Origin of the sequence: Microcystis aeruginosa NIES-843, assembly GCF_000010625.1 — a bacterium.
Classification (GTDB): Bacteria; Cyanobacteriota; Cyanobacteriia; order Cyanobacteriales; family Microcystaceae; genus Microcystis; species Microcystis aeruginosa.
Genome location: NC_010296.1, coordinates 3,617,671 through 3,635,606 on the forward strand (window position 1 = coordinate 3,617,671; position 17,936 = coordinate 3,635,606).

19 protein-coding genes and 6 pseudogenes are annotated in these 17,936 nt (G+C 41.3%); 5 read left to right on the forward strand and 20 right to left on the reverse strand.

The features are described 5' to 3' along the window. Positions 1–495 precede the first annotated feature (495 nt). A pseudogene (locus tag MAE_RS27945) lies at positions 496–882 on the forward strand (ISKra4 family transposase); the annotation flags it as partial. Positions 883–901: 19 nt separating this feature from the next. On the opposite strand, the pseudogene MAE_RS17030 reads toward MAE_RS27945, so the two are convergent. The 4 genes and pseudogenes from MAE_RS17030 to MAE_RS33470 all read right to left on the reverse strand — a co-directional run. After that, positions 902–1,528, reverse strand: a pseudogene (locus MAE_RS17030) (IS701-like element ISMae34 family transposase); the annotation flags it as partial. 220 nt (positions 1,529–1,748) lie between these two features. Further along, positions 1,749–2,357, reverse strand: a pseudogene (locus MAE_RS17035) (IS701 family transposase); the annotation flags it as partial. A 771-nt stretch (positions 2,358–3,128) separates the two neighbouring features. Next, the gene (locus MAE_RS17040) at positions 3,129–4,199 is read right to left on the reverse strand and encodes an IS630-like element ISMae27 family transposase (RefSeq protein ID WP_012265278.1); all 1,071 of its coding nucleotides are present in this window, start codon (positions 4,197–4,199) and stop codon (positions 3,129–3,131) included. A gap of 189 nt (positions 4,200–4,388) precedes the next feature. Further along, positions 4,389–4,538, reverse strand: a complete 150-nt coding sequence (locus MAE_RS33470) for a hypothetical protein (RefSeq protein ID WP_012263821.1) — start codon at positions 4,536–4,538, stop codon at positions 4,389–4,391. A gap of 79 nt (positions 4,539–4,617) precedes the next feature. Between MAE_RS33470 and MAE_RS17045 the strand changes: the two are divergent. Then, positions 4,618–5,292 (forward strand): annotated as a pseudogene (locus MAE_RS17045) (ISKra4 family transposase); the annotation flags it as partial. Between the two features lie 1,750 nt (positions 5,293–7,042). On the opposite strand, the gene MAE_RS17050 reads toward MAE_RS17045, so the two are convergent. Further along, positions 7,043–8,527, reverse strand: a complete 1,485-nt coding sequence (locus MAE_RS17050) for an IS1380-like element ISMae9 family transposase (protein WP_012264152.1) — start codon at positions 8,525–8,527, stop codon at positions 7,043–7,045. Positions 8,528–8,766: 239 nt separating this feature from the next. Here MAE_RS17050 and MAE_RS32490 point away from each other — a divergent pair, with 239 nt between their 5' ends. After that, on the forward strand, positions 8,767–8,988 hold the full coding sequence (locus MAE_RS32490; protein WP_148204762.1) for a hypothetical protein: 222 nt from the start codon (positions 8,767–8,769) through the stop codon (positions 8,986–8,988). A 71-nt stretch (positions 8,989–9,059) separates the two neighbouring features. Here the strand turns inward: MAE_RS32490 and MAE_RS17055 are convergent, their stop codons facing one another. Both MAE_RS17055 and MAE_RS35800 read right to left on the reverse strand, forming a co-directional pair. Further along, a complete protein-coding gene (locus MAE_RS17055; protein ID WP_002752921.1) occupies positions 9,060–9,368 on the reverse strand; it encodes a DUF2442 domain-containing protein in 309 nt (102 codons plus the stop codon). Beyond that, the gene (locus MAE_RS35800; protein WP_269453992.1) at positions 9,349–9,480 is read right to left on the reverse strand and encodes a hypothetical protein; all 132 of its coding nucleotides are present in this window, start codon (positions 9,478–9,480) and stop codon (positions 9,349–9,351) included. Before MAE_RS35800 ends, MAE_RS17055 begins: the two co-directional genes overlap by 20 nt. Positions 9,481–9,556: 76 nt before the next feature. Here MAE_RS35800 and MAE_RS17060 point away from each other — a divergent pair. Beyond that, positions 9,557–10,648, forward strand: a pseudogene (locus MAE_RS17060) (ISAs1 family transposase). A gap of 213 nt (positions 10,649–10,861) precedes the next feature. Here the strand turns inward: MAE_RS17060 and MAE_RS30155 are convergent. The 10 genes from MAE_RS30155 to MAE_RS17105 form a co-directional block, all read right to left on the reverse strand. Then, entirely contained in the window at positions 10,862–11,014 is a 153-nt protein-coding gene (locus tag MAE_RS30155) for a DUF4160 domain-containing protein (protein WP_012266684.1), read from the reverse strand. Positions 11,015–11,432: 418 nt separating this feature from the next. Next, positions 11,433–11,648, reverse strand: coding sequence for a PEP-CTERM sorting domain-containing protein (locus tag MAE_RS17065; RefSeq protein ID WP_080507010.1), 216 nt, complete (start codon positions 11,646–11,648; stop codon positions 11,433–11,435). 109 nt (positions 11,649–11,757) lie between these two features. Then, positions 11,758–12,126: a hypothetical protein gene (locus tag MAE_RS17070; RefSeq protein ID WP_002752923.1), complete on the reverse strand. Its 369-nt coding sequence runs from the start codon at positions 12,124–12,126 to the stop codon at positions 11,758–11,760. Continuing rightward, positions 12,123–12,398 (reverse strand): hypothetical protein, encoded by a 276-nt coding sequence (locus MAE_RS17075; RefSeq protein ID WP_002752924.1) that lies wholly within the window; start codon positions 12,396–12,398, stop codon positions 12,123–12,125. Before MAE_RS17075 ends, MAE_RS17070 begins: the two co-directional genes overlap by 4 nt. A 401-nt stretch (positions 12,399–12,799) precedes the next feature. Continuing rightward, complete coding sequence (locus MAE_RS35195) at positions 12,800–12,976, reverse strand: DUF5615 family PIN-like protein (RefSeq protein WP_231859641.1); 177 nt, start codon at positions 12,974–12,976, stop codon at positions 12,800–12,802. 3 nt (positions 12,977–12,979) lie between these two features. Then, positions 12,980–13,210, reverse strand: a complete 231-nt coding sequence (locus MAE_RS17085; protein WP_002779924.1) for a DUF433 domain-containing protein — start codon at positions 13,208–13,210, stop codon at positions 12,980–12,982. A 170-nt stretch (positions 13,211–13,380) separates the two neighbouring features. Then, positions 13,381–13,695, reverse strand: a complete 315-nt coding sequence (locus MAE_RS17090; RefSeq protein ID WP_012266687.1) for a DUF2442 domain-containing protein — start codon at positions 13,693–13,695, stop codon at positions 13,381–13,383. Further along, positions 13,676–13,894: a DUF4160 domain-containing protein gene (locus MAE_RS17095; protein WP_041804178.1), complete on the reverse strand. Its 219-nt coding sequence runs from the start codon at positions 13,892–13,894 to the stop codon at positions 13,676–13,678. Before MAE_RS17095 ends, MAE_RS17090 begins: the two co-directional genes overlap by 20 nt. 481 nt (positions 13,895–14,375) lie before the next feature. Further along, the gene (locus tag MAE_RS17100) at positions 14,376–14,756 is read right to left on the reverse strand and encodes a clan AA aspartic protease (RefSeq protein ID WP_041804179.1); all 381 of its coding nucleotides are present in this window, start codon (positions 14,754–14,756) and stop codon (positions 14,376–14,378) included. Beyond that, positions 14,753–15,028 (reverse strand): hypothetical protein, encoded by a 276-nt coding sequence (locus MAE_RS17105; RefSeq protein WP_002752933.1) that lies wholly within the window; start codon positions 15,026–15,028, stop codon positions 14,753–14,755. The genes MAE_RS17100 and MAE_RS17105 overlap by 4 nt, the downstream gene beginning before the upstream one ends. A 434-nt stretch (positions 15,029–15,462) precedes the next feature. Here MAE_RS17105 and MAE_RS17110 point away from each other — a divergent pair. Then, a pseudogene (locus MAE_RS17110) lies at positions 15,463–16,506 on the forward strand (IS630 family transposase). Here the strand turns inward: MAE_RS17110 and MAE_RS17115 are convergent. From MAE_RS17115 to MAE_RS17125, 3 genes are all read right to left on the reverse strand, one after another. Then, positions 16,493–16,813, reverse strand: coding sequence for a clan AA aspartic protease (locus MAE_RS17115; RefSeq protein ID WP_012266692.1), 321 nt, complete (start codon positions 16,811–16,813; stop codon positions 16,493–16,495). The pseudogene MAE_RS17110 and the gene MAE_RS17115 sit on opposite strands and share 14 nt — an antisense overlap. Continuing rightward, positions 16,810–17,085, reverse strand: coding sequence for a hypothetical protein (locus MAE_RS17120; RefSeq protein WP_002739245.1), 276 nt, complete (start codon positions 17,083–17,085; stop codon positions 16,810–16,812). Before MAE_RS17120 ends, MAE_RS17115 begins: the two co-directional genes overlap by 4 nt. Before the next feature lie 607 nt (positions 17,086–17,692). Next, positions 17,693–17,926 (reverse strand): hypothetical protein, encoded by a 234-nt coding sequence (locus MAE_RS17125; protein WP_002739041.1) that lies wholly within the window; start codon positions 17,924–17,926, stop codon positions 17,693–17,695. Positions 17,927–17,936: the final 10 nt, after the last annotated feature.

Genomic DNA, 17,936 nt, shown 5'->3' on the forward strand with positions numbered 1-17,936 from the left:
CCGACGTTTGGCGGGCCTATCCGAAAATACCTCTCGACTTTCCAGTAAATTTCCTGATTTTCGAGGGCCAGTACTTGTATCCCACATTCCGCACCCTCAACTGTCACATAAGCTGTCCCCCTCCAGAGACTTGAGTAAAAATACTTAGCTGGTGAAGGTTGTCTCGGTGGCCGCTAGGGGGGTCTTGAGACCCCTAATTATGAAAAAATAGGAATTGTTGGAAAACTTAGGCGAGTGGACTGTTCGACCATGGATCAATCGGTAATGATTTGGTAGTAGTGGCGTAGCCCTCTTGCTTACCTGGTATGAATTGTGTAAAATATTTATTAATAAAAATAATGGTTCTTCCGAACTTACCATGTAAAATCAACTAGCAAAATGCCAATTTAATAAACATCTAAGACGGGAGCAAGTCAAAGCTGAAGAACAAATAAACTACTTGACAAAAGCATCAATTGGGTATGGGATAGAGAAAAGAGTGGGGAAAAGACAAAAATGACTCCAGAGCAACAACAAGAACTTAACCAACATATTCAAGCGATAGCCAAGATTCTTCATCAGGAAGCTGAGGCTGAAAAAATCCAAACTTTAGAGGGAATAGAGACGACAATAAGAGAACAGACCTGAAAATATATAACTCCGAAACTAGGATTTTTTTTGGTCACAAAAACGACAGGAACTCAAGCCGGGAGACCGAGAAAAATAAAAAGCATCATCGGAGAATTATGCCTGACAGAAAAACAAGCAATCCGTTTAAATATTCCTCGTAATAACCAAATTAGTCCTTACTTAGAACGCTGTTGTTTAAGAGCTAGTGCCAATGTTTCTTATGAAAATGCCGCCAGAGATCTTCAATTTTATACAGGGATGAAGGTCTCGGCTAGTGGGACTTAAACAAATTTCAAGCCCAAACAAAGCCTAAACTGGCTTTGTAAGCGGCAAACACATCCCGATTCTCGGTCAGCCACTCAAAGAAACGGAAAGACATCGCTGTCCGAAAAGCTTCCAAGGCTTCCACAAAAGTGTTTAAAGGTCGATTCGCCCACTGCCTTTGCAATCCCCCAGTTAACTGATGCCACAGGATAAATGTATAGGCACAAAACACCAAGATAAAATGACGAAGTAAGCTTCGTTTATCCCTGACTTGATATTCCCTTAACCCTAACCATCCTTTGGCTTCTCGGTAGAATACTTCCACCCAATTTCTTTCGGTGTAAGTCCTCACTATCCACGACGCTGTTACTGTATCTGCCTCAACTACATTGGTGATGAAATAGTCCACCTCTGTGGCTTTTTCCATTGAACTTGCATTCATGACGATCGCCAAGTTCCTTTCTCCTTCTAGTTGAGATATTTTCGCTCTGAATACCGCTACCCAAACCGTTTTTTCTTTATCTAGATTTAGGGTGATTTTCTCCCAATCCTTTTCTGATAGGCTTTTTGCTAGTTGCTCAAGCTGGATTGTTTCTTCCACACCCCCTTCTTTTTCAATAATTACTTTTCGATTTTTTGCCAATCCTCCTAAGTAGGGCTGGCTGAATAAATCTAAAAAGTTTGTTGGATAAGGTTTTTAGGCTTTTTTGACCTCAAAAAGTGCCTAGCCTTGGAGTGATCGGGGGTAAAATTCCTGGACTTTTTCCCTGAAAATTAGGTAATTGACCACCTGAAAATGAGTAAAACCCCACACCCCACACCCCACACCCCACACCCTGCCACCACCGAAAAACTTTTTCAGCAGACCCTAAGTATTTTAGCTTTCTTTCTTCCAGGGCTTTGAGAAAATTTGTGTTGTTGCCATAACCAGCATCTATTAAGACGATTTTCGGTCGATAGCCTCTGGTTAAGCTCCGGTCAATTAAATCTATCGCTATCTCTGGTTTCTTCTTAAATTCTTTGTCTTCTTTCCCCTCGGCTAAGGAACTAGCCGGTTGATAAATTTCCCTGTCTAGGGGTACACTTTTTTTGCCGTCGTAGAGATGGGTAGTGACGGCGACTATTCCGTTGTCTGTCTTGCCAATTTCTCCTAGGTACTGCCTGCCAACTCCGGCGGTCAGATTGCCACTTTTTCGATGTCCTGAGTCATCGACAATCAGGGAAAATCCTCGGGGGATTTGCGTCTGGCGGCATTGGTTCATCACTTGCAACCGACATTCATTCACCTGACGGTCTGACCAAGGAGATTCGGTCAAAAAGTGATGTAATCGGTTATAAACTACTCCGACGGCATTATTGGCCATTTGAGTGAGGTTTTTCCTCTCACTTTCCCCTAATAATCCTCCTAAATAGGGCTGGCTGAATAAATCTAAAAACCTTGTTGGATAAGACTTTTGGACTTTTTTCCCCTCAAAAAGTACCAGATATGGGAGTGATCAGGGGTAAATTCAGGGACTTTTTCCCTGAAAATTAGGTAATTGACCCCCTCAAAATCGGTCAAACCCCACACCCGTTACAGTAGAGCAGGAAGTCGCCTTCCCACCCCCTGCTTCAAAACCGGACTTACGACTTTCGCCGTATCCGGCTCCTGAGTAACTAGGCTACTGTCATTAGTAGAATAATAATGGGAATTATTATTTCCTTGTCTATTCAACCCTCTTGGCTGTATCCCCACCAGACAAGATTGTTGGTTTTAGGGCGTATATGACCGTTGATTGTTGCTTAGACTTCCTAGTTACCCGTCCTTTGTCAGCATATCTTTGATATTACTCAAAGCCTTGGCTTTTAAGGACATCCTCTCCCTCTATTGACTTGCGGATGGTTTCCTACTGCCCCGAACGGGCAGAGTCAATCAGGGTTACTTCGTTCCCTATAACCATTGGTTGAACCCTTAGGATGATACTGTCCACAACAGAGTAACGGGAATGCCTTACTGATAGTGGTATGAGCTATCAGCCCCAACTCTGTTAACTTTTGTTTCGAGCCTGTCAGCCTTTTGGCTCGTGGGTGTTGACGATGGTTAATTCGTATCTTCGCCCCAGGGCTATCCATAGGTTCTGGCTCAACGGGTTTCTGATTTAGGCTATCAGATACCGCTTTTTTTTCCTCGCTCACTACCTCAGATGTACCAAGTCTAAAGCAGCAGGAAATGCCGTCACTCTAGGCATCTAGAGGACAGGACTAATACCATTTTTCTAAATTCCTGACAGACATAGAGCTTCTAAAATCCAAGACCATCCCGTCAAATACCCGATCGTGTCATTGGATAGAGAATTTAAAAGATGGTAAAGTTTACTTCTTAAGTTATCAAGGGAGTTAAAATTGCCCCAGGCCAATAGGTTTTTCAAATATAGCCAAACTCTCTCAATTGGATTTACTTCTGGACAATAGGGAGGTTGATAAAATAGGATAATATTATCAGGTATTTCTAGGTCGGTCGCCGTATGTGCGGGAGCATTATCTAATTGAATAATATGTAATTCCTCAGAAAAAGCTTGAGAAAAAAGCGTTAAATATTGATTAAAACATTCCCCATCTAAATGAGAAAATTCATAGAAAAAACTGCTACCTGTTCGAGGTTCTATTAAACCATAGAGCCAGAGATATTGAAAATTATACTGAAAATTACCAAGGGGCTTTATGCCTTTAATTGTTATTTTATCTCTGACAATGGTATGACAGCCGAAGCGACTTTCATCTTGACACCAGAAGCGGACTTTTAAATATTGACTAACTTTTTCAGATTCCTTTTCTAGTAAAGCTTGTAGCTGTTCAGATAGATTATTTTGGAATATTTTTACTTCTCCTGGTAATTGTTTTAAATTTTGAGGTCGAGCCACTTTTAATTTAGCTTGTAATTCATTTCTTACGAGACGGTAAACAGTTATATAACTGGTGGGTATTTCTAAAATAATTGATACCCAAAAATGAATTTCTTTATAACTTTGAAATCCTTCTGGGTCTTTTAATTCATTCTGAATTAGAGCGGCTTCTTCCACTGAAATCTTTTTGGGTCTTCCCAGTTTTTCTGGTTCTGACAAGAGATTTTCTATCCCTCCTTCTCGATAACAACTTAACCAGCGATGAATAGTTCTTTCTGAGCGTCCTATTAACACGGCGAGATGACGAACCGTTTCTACCTCCTTAATTTTTAGTAGATACAGGGATTGTACTTTAGCAAAGTTTAAAGAGGTTACTTGTTGCTTCAACAAGGATTTTAAGTCTTCTACTGACTCAGCAACATTAATATTAGGGACTCCACTCATTGCCTTTTTACCACACAAACTATACCTTTACCAAGTATGACATACTTTTTGAAAAATGGTATAAGGTTATTACTAACCCGCACCTGTAGGGTTATAAAGTTATCAAGGTACTACATTTACCAAGCGGCTAATCCTCTAAACGTCTTACTGTCTAGTTTCTAGCCAACGAATCGCACCACACCCCACACCCTACACCCTGCCCCTAGGAAAAACTTTTTCAGCAGACCCTAAATATTGTCTGAAGCCGTTTTTTTGCGCTTCGTTTTTGAAGCAATTGTCAAACCGCCGACACCATCGGTCAAAGCATGGGGGCATTGCGGCTGGGGTTGTCTCTTTCATCGCTGATCTTTCAACGTAAAGTGCTTACTCTTTAACGATTATACTCGATTTGATCTTTATTTGGCGTTTAAGTCCCACTAGGACTCAACAACGATTAGTCCATCGCCACCAATTTGCCGAAGAAGAATCAGGAAACCCCGTTCAAGAAATTAGTCTAGATGGAGGAAAAGTGCGCTTAAGAACCGAAACTAAGGGAGAGGCTTGTATCTGGAAAGATTATCAAGCAATCTGTGTTGATACTTTCCTAAGAAAAGCTTGGTTTGGAGAGAATGAATCGTTAATATATTGGGTTAATCAACAACCTTTATCTGACCCCCTTACCTGTTTGGGAGACGGACATCCCGGTATTGGGAAAATTGTGAAAAACTGGGATTGTCCAGGAGAAAAAAGAGAAATACTTGACTGGTTTCATTTGGTAGAAAATCTTCATAAAGTCGGCGGTTCAGTGAAGAGATTGAAAAAAGCAGCAAGTTTATTATGGCAGGGCAAAATTGAGGAAACAATAGCATTAATCTCTCCTTTAAAAAACGAACGAGCTGAAAATTTCTGTCGTTATTTAGAGATTCATCGTCATCGAATTGTTAATTATAATTACTATCAACAAGAAGAGATTTGCTCTATTGCTTCGGGAGCCGTTGAATCCACGGTTAAACAGATTGACCGACGACTGAAAATTTCTGGAGCCCAGTGGAATGAAGAAAATATCCCTCAAGTGCTTAAACACCGCTGTGCTTACCTAAATAACAGTCTTTAGCTATTGAATAGTATTTATGTTCTGACAAAACTGACTTGCTCCCTGTATCCTCCCCCATATCACGCCCAAAAGCGTGTTAGCCAGATTAGCTTACTGCAAAGAGCCTCCTTTAAGGAGACTTATCACAGAAGCCTTCTGGGAATGTAGCAAAGATTCTTGTATCTGGCTGCACTTTGTCACAAAATTTCACTATTATTTCGGGTAAGGTATCGTAAATCCCTTGATAGATAGGGTTTACTGAAAAAGTTTGTTGGTGGGGCTAGGGTGTGGGGTGTGGTGCGATTCGTTGGCTAGAAACTAGACAGTAAGACGTTTAGAGGATTAGCCGCTTGGTAAATGTAGTACCTTGATAACTTTATAACCCTACAGGTGCGGGTTAGTAATAACCTTAGTCCTGTCCTCTAGATGCCTAGAGTGACGGCATTTCCTGCTGCTTTAGACTTGGTACATCTGAGGTAGTGAGCGAGGAAAAAAAAGCGGTATCTGATAGCCTAAATCAGAAACCCGTTGAGCCAGAACCTATGGATAGCCCTGGGGCGAAGATACGAATTAACCATCGTCAACACCCACGAGCCAAAAGGCTGACAGGCTCGAAACAAAAGTTAACAGAGTTGGGGCTGATAGCTCATACCACTATCAGTAAGGCATTCCCGTTACTCTGTTGTGGACAGTATCATCCTAAGGGTTCAACCAATGGTTATAGGGAACGAAGTAACCCTGATTGACTCTGCCCGTTCGGGGCAGTAGGAAACCATCCGCAAGTCAATAGAGGGAGAGGATGTCCTTAAAAGCCAAGGCTTTGAGTAATATCAAAGATATGCTGACAAAGGACGGGTAACTAGGAAGTCTAAGCAACAATCAACGGTCATATACGCCCTAAAACCAACAATCTTGTCTGGTGGGGATACAGCCAAGAGGGTTGAATAGACAAGGAAATAATAATTCCCATTATTATTCTACTAATGACAGTAGCCTAGTTACTCAGGAGCCGGATACGGCGAAAGTCGTAAGTCCGGTTTTGAAGCAGGGGGTGGGAAGGCGACTTCCTGCTCTACTGTAACGGGTGTGGGGTGTAGGGTTTTACCCATTTTCAGGCGGTCAATTACCTAATTTTCAGGGAAAAAGTCCCTGAATTTTCCTCCCAATCACTCCAATCGCTGGTACTTTTTGATTTCAAAAAAGTCTAAAAATATTATCCAACAAGGTTTTTAGATTTATTCAGCAACCCCTAGATAGGCAAGCGTTTCAATCGGGACTAACTTCTGGGAAACCCGCTATATATCTCCTGCAAAAATCAAAAACCTTCCGTTAGGTTAGGAGAATCCGAGACAGGAGAAGAAAAAAGACATGAAAAATTTAGTACAAAAGCTCTACTCTCCCTGCTCTGGCGCTCCCTAGCTTACCAGAGGTCGATTATTCACTAAATGGTATCAAAAAAATCGGGTCTAAAACCTCGTCTTTACTCATTTTATTGTAACGGGATTTGGGATCACAACTTCAATAAATGTGCATGGTCCCGCATTTCTCACAAACTGAATTAAGAACCTAATTTGGAGGTTAAAAGTTGGTGTTTTTCAAAAATAAGAGAAACCCGCCTAGTTATCAAGGAATAATCTGACTAAACTAATCAAAAAATTCCTGAATTACTGGAAAAATTCCGTCAATTAGGGAAAATGTTCACGACAAAGTTAGCTGAATTTATAAGCAGCCATTTTTAAGACTATTTAATGATCTTTGAAAACTCTTCAACTTATCCAGTTCCCGCTATCGCTTGAATTCTAGAGTAAGCTATCGCTAAAATATCTTGATAGGGACAAGAACTGGCAATTGCGATTAAAATTCTTCTGACACTAACAGTAATTCTAGCTCCTAATTTAAGGAAATTAAGGCGAATTGTTCCCACTGTCGCTTTGGCAAAAGAAGTTTTAGCCAAACAATTTTGACGAAAAGCTTGCATTAAAACATAAGCCATTGATGACAACCAAAGTCTTAATTGATTACTCTCAAATGTCTGTGTCGAATTCCGGTCAGCAAATAAGTCTAATTGTTGCTCTTTAATTCGATTTGACCTCTCACCTCTGGGGCAATATTTTTCAGTGTAAAGTTTAGATGGGGGAATCTTTGATGCAGGTAAAGAAGTCACAACGTGGCGAATTTTTACGCCCTCACTACCAGGACAAACTTTTGTCACCACTCTTCTTGAACGGCTCCAGGATTTTTGGGTTTGATAACATAGGGAACGATACCAAGTCGATTCTGGTACCAATTTCGCCAATTCTCCTAACTCTTCATCGGGAGAAAATAACGTCTCCATTAATTCAGTAACTGGCTGAAGTCTTTGCTCGTAATCTGCCTTAGCTTTCTCAATTACATCGGTCGCTCGTAATTTTAATTGACTATTCGTTGCCATTGCTAAAACATAATCAACTCCTGCTTGACTTTCGCAAAATTTCATGATATCTTCACGGGAATAGGCACTATCTCCTCGTACTAATATCTGCGTATCTGACCATTTTTCTCGAATTATACCGATTATTCGCTGCAATTCTTCTAATGCTCCCCCAGCAGTATCTACATGAGAAGACCGGAGTTTAGCTACTAATAAATGATGCTCACAGAAAATATACAAAGGAGCATAACACACTCCTTTATAATAAGTATTGAAAAACGCTCCCTCTTGATTTCCATGCACTTGGTCATCGGTGACATCCATGTCTAAAATAATTGGTTTCGGTGGCTTTTTGTAGGATTCTAGAAAGATGTCCACAAAAGCTTTTTCAATTTCTTTGGGGTTAGGCTCGATTTTATGGTAACGACTGTTCTCTTGATTGATGACTGTTTCCGGACAATATTCTAGTCGATTAATTGTACTTTTTCCCGCTAAATTTGCTTGGGCTGAGTCAATAAAATTTAGTTTTTTCAATGCTATTGCTAAAGCTGGAGCATGACGTAATTTATCATGATCATTGACATCCTCATATCCCAAAACTATCCCATAAACTCTTTGTGCGAGTAGTTCATGAACTGAATAATCTAGATAGGATGAATTTCGATAATCTCGAAAACATTCGGCAAACCGAGCCGTTATTTTTAGCTTTTGGTCTAACTCTGCCATCAAAATAATTCCTGCATCTGAGGTGATTTTTCCTCCCTCAAAATTAGCGATTACTTGTCTTCCATTGAGGTTTCCAAAATTTAATTGATTGAGTCGAGACTGGTCTGAACTAGGAGTCATAAACTTGACATACTTTAAATAGTTTTAATGATTAAATTATAGCAAGCTTTTGACTTCATTCTCTACTTAAAATTGAGACTTTATCAACTAATTAACCTAAAAATACTCATTTTAAATTTGTTCTTTTTTCAAGGTCTAATTGATGATGAGCTTAAGTTGAATCCTAACAACACACTGTCGTTTTTGCTACAAGGCGATCACCCAGTCAAAACCCAGATTTTGTAAGGCTTCGGGGGTTGGTGATCGTACTTTTTGTGAGAAATGCGGGATGGTGCGTTCCCCCAAAATCGATCGCTGGAGCAGTAGGACTTGCATTAGGGAACGCACCCTACAGCGATAGCGATCGCACTGGTGTTTTTCAAAAAAAGCGTGAGATTTGCCATCTGGCAGGGTTGATCGCAGAGCGCCAAGAAAAGCGCAATCGCTCGTTGTTAAGCCTCTGCCTCATTGTCAAGGTTTAAGTAAATTTTGATATAAATTACAGGGCAAGAATGGAGGAGTTGGGGTGGCACAACAGAAACATTGTCCCCATTTACTCGGTTACAGTTTGTCTGCGAGTTGTTAACCATCGATTCAGGGAGCGTGAACTCTCGCTACTGCGCCGACCAGCTAATAGTCCTTCGATACCAATATGCTCATCTAGATCGAGCCATTCGATAGCACATCCATCCGCTAAGAGTTGCCAATTTTGACGCTCGGCGGGGGAGGCGTGCAGTAAACGAGGGTACCATGTTAGCGGAACGGTGATGCTGCGACCGTCGGCTAGGTCGATTATTAATTTATCGTCGGTTAGGGTCACTTGATGGGCAATTGGCTCGGTTTCAAGGGTCAAAGTAATCATGCCATGGGGTTAGGATTGCGGGTTGATGTTCTGTTATTAGTTTAGCAATCTGGTTTAATTCATGTTCTTTGAATCCTCGGTTTTTCTCTAAGGTAATGTAGGGCTGTTTCATTCTCCCATCAGAATATCAAAAGTAAAAGCGATCACTGTCAGGTAAAATGATAAGTGACCGCCAACTTTTCAAACATATGTTGAGCTTAATAGAAAAACTAAAACAAGTCAAGGACTTTCGGAAAGATAAAGGAAAAAGACACCCTTTATGGATAGTATTAATAGTAATAATACTGGGAACAATGCTAGGATACTCAGGTTATAGAGAGCTAGGAGAGTTCGCTAAAAATAATCGGCACAGGCTCAGTCAAGAATTTAACATAATTCCAGAAAGAGTCCCATCCTATTCAACAATTAGAAGGGTAATGATGGGAGTTGAATGGCAGATTTTGTTAAAAATGTTTAATGAATGGGCATTACAAGAATATGGACAAAGAAGTGATATAAATTGGCTAGGCATAGATGGAAAAAGTCTCAAAAATACCCTAAAGAATCCTAACAATGAACAACAAAATTTTATTATGTTTGTCTCATTGTTTATTCAAGAAAGTGGATGAGTATTACACTTAAAAAGAATCGAAAACAAAAAAGGGTCTGAAATCGACGAAGATCAAGCTATAATTCAGGATTGCTCTCTCCAAAATAAAGTTTTTACTGGCGATGCTTTACACTGTCAGAAAAAAACAATCAGCTTAATAGCCAAGAGTAAAAATGACTATGTTATCACCGTTAAAGGAAATCAGAAAAATCTTTATAAGCGAATACAAGACCTGAGTAATTCCTCAAAGCCAGAAAGTTGCTTTCTTGAACAAAATAATAGTCATGGTCGAAAAATATCCAGAAAAATAGAAGTTTTTAAAGTGAGGAAAAATGAAAGACAAGGGTTTGAAAATCTGCGCCGAATTATTAAAGTAGAAAGAAGGGGTAGTCGCGGGGATAAAACTTATGAAGAAACAGCTTACTATATCAGTAGCCTAACCGAATCCGCCCAAGTATTTGCTAAAATTATTCGAGGACATTGGAAAATAGAAAATCAGTTACATTGGGTAAAAGATGTAATTTTTGAGGAAGATAAAAGCGAGATAAGTGATTTTCAAGCGGCCAGCAATTGGTCAATTCTCACAACTATAGGATTGAATCTTTTCAGAGGTTTGGGTTTTCTCTCAATAACAGAGGGACAGAGGTGGTTAGCTGAACGTTGGGAAAAACTGATAGTTTTATCGACGTAAGAAGCAGAAAAATTAGCTAAATTAACAGGATGTACTCTCAGAAAATTTGAAGAGAGATAGGCTTTTAGTGGCTTGGGAACAAGCTTTATCAATTTATTCATAATCAATATTGGCAGAGGATTAAAGATTAGTTATTGTCACTAACTTTTTTGATTAGAAAAAGATAAACTTGAGAATTTTCATTCAAATTTATTGACTCAAAATCCGCTGTACTTAATTTAAATGAATCAACCCTACTAAGGTAATGGGATCAAGCCAATATTTAGCGAGTTTGCGATCGCGTTTGACATGGATATGGGCTGGCTCTTGTTGATCTGAACTGAAAAAGATAAAACTGTAAGGCCCAACTTGAAGGACGGTAGGCATGAGAAAAGCTATTTTAAAGGTATATTTAGCTCTATGCTCTTATTATCGAAAATTTGGGTTAAAACCCCGTCCTTTTAGGACGGCTTTAAGCTACAATGGAAAAAGCGATAACCAAGCTAAAAACTGAACCTTGACCACAGATAGTAGGGGGTTTTGTTCAGAAAAGAATTCAAATTCGGCCTTGAACGAGTAAAACTTTCTAGGAAATAAGGTTGAACATTAGATTTTTTCGACTTGTTCAAAGTGGCCGTCCAGCATTCGGACACTCAAAACGGACGGGTCGAAAGAGTCAGACTTAAGCAATTAAGCGTTTTTCGCTATCTGCGTCAACCCCATTGACGCGACCACCCTAAAAAAGTGGCGTGGTGAGGAATCGCCGTCCGTTTTACGGCGGCGAGGATGTCAAATGTCAATTTCTCTAATTCACAATTACCCACAAAAAAAGAGACCCTTGCAGATATCCTGTTGTAATACCTTCAATTAAAGCTGAGTTTTTGTCTGCTTGGGCGCGGCGGCGCTTGAAGCCAACTCCCAGAGCGACGACAGCCCCCAGACCAACGAGGGCAGAGGGTTCCGGGGTTGTAGCGGGAGGAGCAGCATCGCATTTAAACCCACAGCTGCAATCAATGTGCATGGTGCGTTCCCCCAAAATCGATCGGTGGAGCAGTAGGAGTCACATTAGGGAACGCACCCTACGGCTGCGTTGTTAGACCGCGCCTCACCGAATCTCTTCTAGCACTGGCTCATAAGGCTTCAATCTTGACCTTACCGCCCTCAATGTTATCGACCTGCAACCGATATCTGTAAAGCAGCGCCATTCCTAGTAGAGGCTCTGTTTCTGATTCTGCAATATCAATCTCTTGGTACTGCCCATCCCATATCACAGTCCCAGTGTACAGATCAAAATAAGTTTCACTGCCATCACCCAGCGTGACAAAATCAGAACCACTCCAAGGTAAATTTAATGTAGCGATGATTGTAGAGGGCAAAGATAAAAATCCATTGAACCCGGTATCAATCACCGCGTCAACCGCTTGCAGTTGCCGATTTGAGTTTCCGACTACAATCCTTAGCGTGGCTTCACGCCGCAAATTTACAACACCTTCCATCATGGATTTTTCTTCAAACTCCGTGCCCCGAAATGATAAACAGCGCGATGTCCGATACGAATGATCCAAGGTTGGGCATCGGGGTGACGTTCAAAGAGCCGATTAGTTGCAGGCACAACGTTTTCATCGACTTCAAACTCTCCAGTTTCAATGTCGATCGCTACAATCTTACCTTCATTACCGGCTTCGACTTGCTGCCGAATGCCAGATTCGTAGAGTTTTTGCCCTCGCTCGGCTAACTCATCTTTGGGATAACGCCGTTGACGAACTGCCATCTGGTTGACCTCAACTCAGTATTTTGCCTTAATTATACTTTGAGTTATTCTAACGAAGTGCTCCCGCTCTACTACTGATGAGCCGCCTCATCGCAAGCCCCCCAGTGGTGCACTTCAAATTTGAATCGGCGCTTCAATCAAGGTGCATGGTGCGTTCCCCAAAAATCGATCGCTGGAGCAGTAGGAGCCACATGAGGGAACGTACCCTACAAGATCGGCGATCTCACCGTTAAGTCTCTCATTCTAATTTTGTCTTCTTCAATAACTGTAAAGTGTCCATACCAGTCATCCCGCAATGAGATAACCTTGGCAACTTTCTCAGCGACTACAGATGCAGAAGGTACTCTTATTCTAAACAAAATAATACCAACACTGGCCGGCAACCTTGAACGAAAGGCGAGTTATCCAAAATCTTGATCAAATGTCAAGAGAATACGATTTTCTGCTTGGGCGCGACTTAAAACTTCACGGTCCGAGATTCCGGGGGATTCCACCCTAATCCACAGGACATCATGGCCATTTTGTCGTAGGGCTTCAACCGCATCAAGGGGGAAATTTTCGTTCGCTAGAAAACGCATCAGTTAAGCAGGAATAGCATAGACTTTCTCAGATTTGAGCATTACACTAGCATAGCTAAGACAAGCTTGAATATCTTCTACTGTAATACCTGGGTAGTTTCGCAGAATTTCATCAATACTCCAACCTTGGGCGAGAAGATCGATGATAAATTCAACCGCAATCCTTGTTCCTTTAATGATAGGTTTTCCCACCAAAATATCGGGATTTAGTGTAATTCGAGTTTCCCAGTCCATAGCTACATCATTGAAAGTGTTTTCAAAAAGGTAAAGGCTGCGTGGGACGCACCCTACAATATCTCGTTTTATTATAACAGGATTTGGTATCACAACTTCAATCAATGTGCATGGTGCGTTCCCCAAAAATCGATCGGTGGAGCAGTGGGAGCCACATTAGGGAACGCACCCTACGAGATCGGCGATCGCACTCGATTATTTAACCAACGCTTCAAGGATTTTTGACTTTCCCCTGATGGTTGGCCAAGAATCAAGTTTTTAGTGCTAATGTCTTCATCTAGTTGATTCCAATGGATTCCACTGCCACCAGCGATCAAGCGATAATCATTGCGCTCCTCAATTGAGCCATGCAGGAGCCGAGGATACCATGCCAGGGGAACAGATATAGTGCGCCCATCAGACAAATCTACACTGAGTGTGTCATCTGTGATGGCCAATTGCTGAATAGCCAATGTTTCAAATACTTCATTCGTTAAAAAAGTCATTCCAGCCTGCTAGTAATTGTTCTTGGTTTTCTTGAACAAGTTTTTGAATGCGGTTAATTTCGGTGCGGTTAAATCCTTGGTTACTCTGAAGACGAAGCGGCTGAAGCCAGAATTTAGCGATCTCTCGATCTCGTTCAACATGGATGTGAGGTGGCTCCGAAGCGATCGCCTGCGTAGCAAAAGAATCGATATGGGCCAACGGTCAACAGCGTGGGCATTCAAAAGTTTTGCTCTAAATATCTCAAACATAGCTGAATGCCTCGCTGACTGTCAATCTGTGAATATGCTCATGTAGGCCAAAGGCTATTTAGGGTCTGCTGAAAAAGTTTTTCGTGGGGACAGGGTGTGGGAACAGGGTGTGGGGTGTGGGTTTTTACCGATTCTCATCTGGTCAATTACCTAATTTTCAGAGAAAAAGTACCTGAATTTTCCCCGATCTCTCCCAGAACTGGTACTTTTTGATTTCCAAAAGGTCTAAAAGTCTTATCCAACAAAGTTTTTAGATTTATTCAGCAAACCCTATTTAAGGTTAAGAACAATACAAGATTAGCGTTCGCAGTTTAGTTCCGAAGGTGTTGGATTTCTTTTCGTCAACCCAAGCTACAAGATCAGCGATCTGCTACGCAGTGCCTTCGGCATCGCACTAACGTTCCTGTTAGACCGTGTCTGACGATCAGCTTCTAAACTGCGATCGGTAACTCCGAAATCGTAACCAATCCGCCTTTGACTGTATCGACTTGCAACCGATAACCGCGCAACAGGCTCATTCCAATCAATGGCTCTGTCTCTGCAGCGTTAATCTCGATTTCTCGATACTGCCCACCCCAAATCACCATGCCATCATAGATATCAAATAAGACTTCGCTACCATCGCCCAAGGTTGCCCGATCGCGGTAACTCCAAGACAGTTCAAGTTCTCTAATAGTAGCAATCGGGAGACTCAAGAACCCTGTAAACCCTGTATCGATCACAGCAGTAATGGATTTAAGTTTGTCGCCGTTCCTCACAACCAAGGAAAGCATTGCTTCGTAATTCTGATTGACGTAACCCTGCATCATCATAGAGCGTCTTTCAAACTCCGTGCGCCGAAACGATGAACGGCGCGATAGCCGATCCGAACAACCCAAGGCTGAGCATCAGGCAATCGTTCATAAAGTCGCCGAGTCGCAGTCATCGTATCGTCAGCAAGCTCAAACGCTCCAGTTTCGATGTCGATCGCCACAATTCTGCCATGATTACCTTCCTCAATTTGGGGGCGCACCTGAGATTCATAAATCTCATCGCCACGTCGGGCAAACTCTTCTTTGCTGTAGCGGGGTTGTCGAACTGTCATAGATTTGACCTCTTTTCAACTATGCCCCTTCATTTTACCCTGAGCAATGGAGGTGTCTATCGTTGAGGTGGCGGAGGGGATTAAACTAGAAGTTGTTGGGTTTCCTTTTGTCAACCCAGCCTACATCTGACTTTAACTTGCACTAGGGAACGCACTTAAACCCACAGTAAATGTGCATGGTGCGTTCCCCAAAAATCGATCGCTGGAGCAGTAAGAGCCACATCAGGGAACGCACCCTACAAGATCGGCGTGCTGCTACGCAGTGCCTTCGGCATCGCACTACAAATCATCAATCGTTACCAACCCACCTTCCGTAAACTGAATCACAAGTTCATGGCTATCTATACTTTGCACGGCTACAACTTGCATTTTTTACTCAAGGACAATAATATAGTTTAAGAGTCATAATTAGAAGCAAAGCACTCATTAAAAACATGATTAACCTAGAATTCACGGAAGAAGAAAAGAACTCACTGTCTTAGGAAAGATTTCATCATCCCCATCCCCGGGTTCAACTGAAGATGGAAGTTCTCTGGTTAAAGAGCCAAAAGATACCGCACCAAAAAATTTGTCAGTTAGCAGGAATCTCGCCAAATACCTTATTAACCTATCTTCGAGATTATGAAGAAGGCGGAATAGAAAAATTAAAACAAATCAACTTCTATCGCCCTAAAAGTGAATTAGAGTCTCAAAAAGAAACGCTCAAAAAATACTTCGAGAAAAATCCACCAGCCACAATAAATGAAGCTGTATATAGGAGAGAAGAATTAACGGGAATAAAACGAAGTCCTACCCAAGTTAGAAAATTTTTAAAATCAATGGGAATGAAATGTTTAAAAGTAGGTTCTCTTCCTTCTAAAGCTGACCGGGATGAACAAGAGGACTACAAAGAAAAAAAGCTAGAACCCAGACTAAATGAGGCTAAAGAAGGAAAAAGGGCTGTTTTTTTTGTTGATGCCGCTCACTTCGTCATGGGAGCATTTCTCGGTTTTATTTGGTGTTTTGAGAGACTTTTTGTTAAGTCACCGAGCGGGCGTAAACGCTTCAATGTTTTAGGAGCATTAAATGCAATAACTCATGAAGTTATTCTGGTTACGAATGACACTTATATTACAGCAACTCAAGTCTGTGAACTCCGGTCAAAAATAGCTGCTTTAGGAATAACTATTCCCATCACTCTAGTCTTAGATAATGCCCGCTATCAAAAATGTAAAATTGTTGAAGAATTGGCTCTTTCTTTGTCAATAGAGCTACTCTATTTGCCGTCTTATTCGCCTAATCTAAATTTAATTGAAAGGCTGTGGAAATTTGTCAAAAAGAAATGTTTGTATGGTAAATACTATGAAAACTTTTCTGACTTTTCTTCAGCTATTTATGAATGTCTGAATGATGCCCACCTGAAACATAAAAAAGAACTGGATTCCTTGCTCACTCTACGATTTCAGAAGTTTAATAAATCTCAGATTATGAACGTCTAAAGTATAATAAAGCAGTTCCAACCAGGGGTCGCCGCCCTGTGGCAAATACACGAGTTTCTCGCTCCTCACCATTCCAGATAATAATTGCTTTGTGAAGAGGCAGCATTACTTGGCTGTTGTCTGCTAAATTCGCACGCATATCGTACCTGAAAGGAAGATTCAGTAATGCTACTGCTTCGGGTGGTAAACAAAGCTCATCTGTAAATCCTGTATCTACTACAAACTCAATCGGAAAGTCAGCGCGATTTGGAATCCGAAATGGGATAGTGATAAGCGGGTGTCCATTAGCCACAATACCTGAAATCACTTAACTACACGCTCCATAACACCCCCACCAAAAGCGGCAGCAACGTTGTAGCCAATTTTGATCCCAAAGAGCCGAGCATGGGGGTGTTTCTCGCTCAATAAGTCAGCAGCGTGTAAGCCATTTTCATCAACTTTGTAGTCACCTGTTTCAATGTCAATGATAACCATCTTGCCAATGTTTTCTTCAACTTCCACCTCTTGGCGGATTCTGCTTTCGTACAGTTTCTCTGCACGTTGAGCAACTTCTTCACGGCTTAAAAGGATTGCTTGCATATACTAACTCCTGATTACGATTTGACTTCTGGAGACCCCTCTATAATATCTCACAGGTCTGTAGGATGAGCTAATGCCCATCCTACTAAGTCTCTATAAGATTGGTGTACTGCTACGCAGTGCCTTCGGCATCGCACTTAAACCCACAGCTGCAATCAATGTGCATGGTGCGTTCCCCAAAAATCGATCGCTGGAGCAGTAGGAGTCACATTAGGGAACGCACCCTACAAGATCGGCGATCGCACTGTATAAATTTCAGCTACTTTTGAGCGTAGGCGCTCTCATCGAATTTTATTTTAAGTTAATTATTTGCATAACAATTCCCGAAGAGCCACATTTTTGAAGATTATCAACTACTAATAAATAATTAACTGAAAGTCCTTCCCATTATTGTTTCTATCGTTTGTTTTCGGATTTATGCAAGAGGTCTAATGTGCATGGTACGTTCCCCAAAAATCGATCGCTGGAGCAGTAGGAGCCACATTAGGGAACGCACCCTACAAGATCAGCGATCGCACTTGTGGGACGGATCAACCGTCTCTGAGCATATAGTCTTAAGTTCAAAGGTCTTGAGTCCATCCTTGTGTTTTTTAAGTCATCAAGGAGATTATGGAGTATTTAAGGCTTCAATAATTCCCGTTATAACACAATTAAGAGGGACGTTTTGAAAAGTAGAAGGTAGCTGTTTAATGACATCTGGGTTACTAACATAAATATTAATAACACCATCACCAATTCCTACCCCTTCAATTCCTGCAATTTGCTGATATTCTTTTTTAACAGCCTTTTTGACAGTCGCTAAATCAGGTTTGCTTTGGGACAATTCTTGATGAGAATTCATAATTACCCTC